The organism is Mesorhizobium sp. M7A.F.Ca.CA.002.09.1.1 (assembly GCF_003998555.1).
GTDB classification, from domain to species: domain Bacteria; phylum Pseudomonadota; class Alphaproteobacteria; order Rhizobiales; family Rhizobiaceae; genus Mesorhizobium; species Mesorhizobium ciceri.
Genome location: NZ_RZRR01001145.1, coordinates 1 through 1,454, shown reverse-complemented (window position 1 = coordinate 1,454; position 1,454 = coordinate 1). Strand labels below are relative to the sequence as shown.

2 protein-coding genes are annotated in these 1,454 nt (G+C 64.2%); both read right to left on the bottom strand.

Features of this window, described 5'->3' with window-relative positions:
- Positions 1 to 717 (bottom strand): YcjX family protein (locus EN994_RS31145; RefSeq protein WP_164746401.1); only part of this gene is annotated, 717 nt, incomplete at its 3' end.
- Between the two features lie 63 nt (positions 718 to 780).
- Entirely contained in the window at positions 781 to 1,284 is a 504-nt protein-coding gene (locus tag EN994_RS31140) for a histidine phosphatase family protein (RefSeq protein ID WP_063167923.1), read from the bottom strand.
- Between the last annotated feature and the right edge of the window lie 170 nt (positions 1,285 to 1,454).

The window sequence follows — 1,454 nt, the reverse complement described above, 5'->3', positions numbered from 1 at the left end:
GAAGGTCAGGGCCGGCGAGCCTTCGAGATCGCCCGGCATCAGGAAGCGGCCGGGCGGCAAGGTCGAAAGCGCCCGCTCGTCGAGCTTGCAGGCCTTCAGATAGGCGGCGAAACTCTCGGCCAGGCGGCGCGCCGTCATCTCGTCGGCATCGGCGTTCGGGTCGATCCCGGCCGATAGTGCCCGCCAGGCTTGCGACAGGTCCTCGCGCACCGGCAGAACGGCCATCTCAAAGGCTTCGTGGGAAAAATCGGCGAAGGATTTGCCGAGCAGCGGCAGATCGAGCAGCCATTCGCCGGGATAATCGACGATATCGACCGACAATCTGCCCGAGGAAAACATGCGGCTCCAGCCGGAAGCCGATTCATATTCGATGGTCAGCCGCAGCTCCGAAATGGCGCGCGTCGAATCGGGCCAGACGCGGTCGTTGACCAAGGCTGCGATGTGGTCCTCGTACTGGAAACGCGGCACCGCGTCGTCGGGCTGCTGCTCGAGGAAGGCGCGCGCGATGCGCCCCGATTTCTGCGCCTCGAACAGCGGCAGGCGCCCGCCATGGATCAAATTGTGGACAAGGGCCGATATGAACACCGTTTTGCCGGCGCGGGACAATCCGGTCACGCCGAGGCGCAGCGATGGGGAAAAAAGCCCGGTGGCGCGGCCCGATAGCGTGTCGAGGGCAATCCTCGCCTCGTCGGTGAAGGTGGTCAGCGATGATGCCAAAATATGCTCTCTCGAACTTCGGTCCGTCCGATATAGGCGCTGCAACAAGGCTTTGAAATGGCTTCAGAGATCGGCCGGCGTCAGGAACGCTTCGAGATAGCCGGTGCCTTGGGCGGCGCTGGCAAGATCGCCGTCGAAGCGGACGACCGCCAGGCCCGCGGTCGGGAACCCATGGTTCAGCGTGGCCCGCGCAGCCTCGTCGCCGCCGCCCGAAACTGCCATGGCAAGGTCTTCCATCATCGGGTTGTGGCCGATGACCAGCAACGAGCCCGATCCGCCATTGTTCCTGATAAGGTTGAGATAACCGGCCGCGTCCGCGCTGTAGAGCCCGTCGAAGAACAGGACCCGGCCGGTGTCGGTCTGGCCGGCCAGGCCTTCCAGCGTCTCTTTGGCGCGTTTGGCGTTGGAGCACAGCGTCCGGTCCGGAACATAGAGGCGGGAGCGCATGGCGGCGCCTATCATTTCGGCATCGGCGCGGCCGGACGCATCGAGCGGACGGTCGAAATCGCGCATGCCGGGCAATGCCCAGCCAGCCTTGGCATGTCGCAACAGATAAAGCCTGCTCACCCAACCTCCGAATGCCGAAGCCTTCCGGGATTAGCCACGAGAACGGCGTCGCGCACAATGGCCCGTGCTCTTCAAACACGGCGAATCAGCCAACGCTGGCTGCTGCAAAATGCGCTTGCATAGCGGCCCCGGGGGCACCGCGATCAGGGAAAATATGCGTCACCGGATCC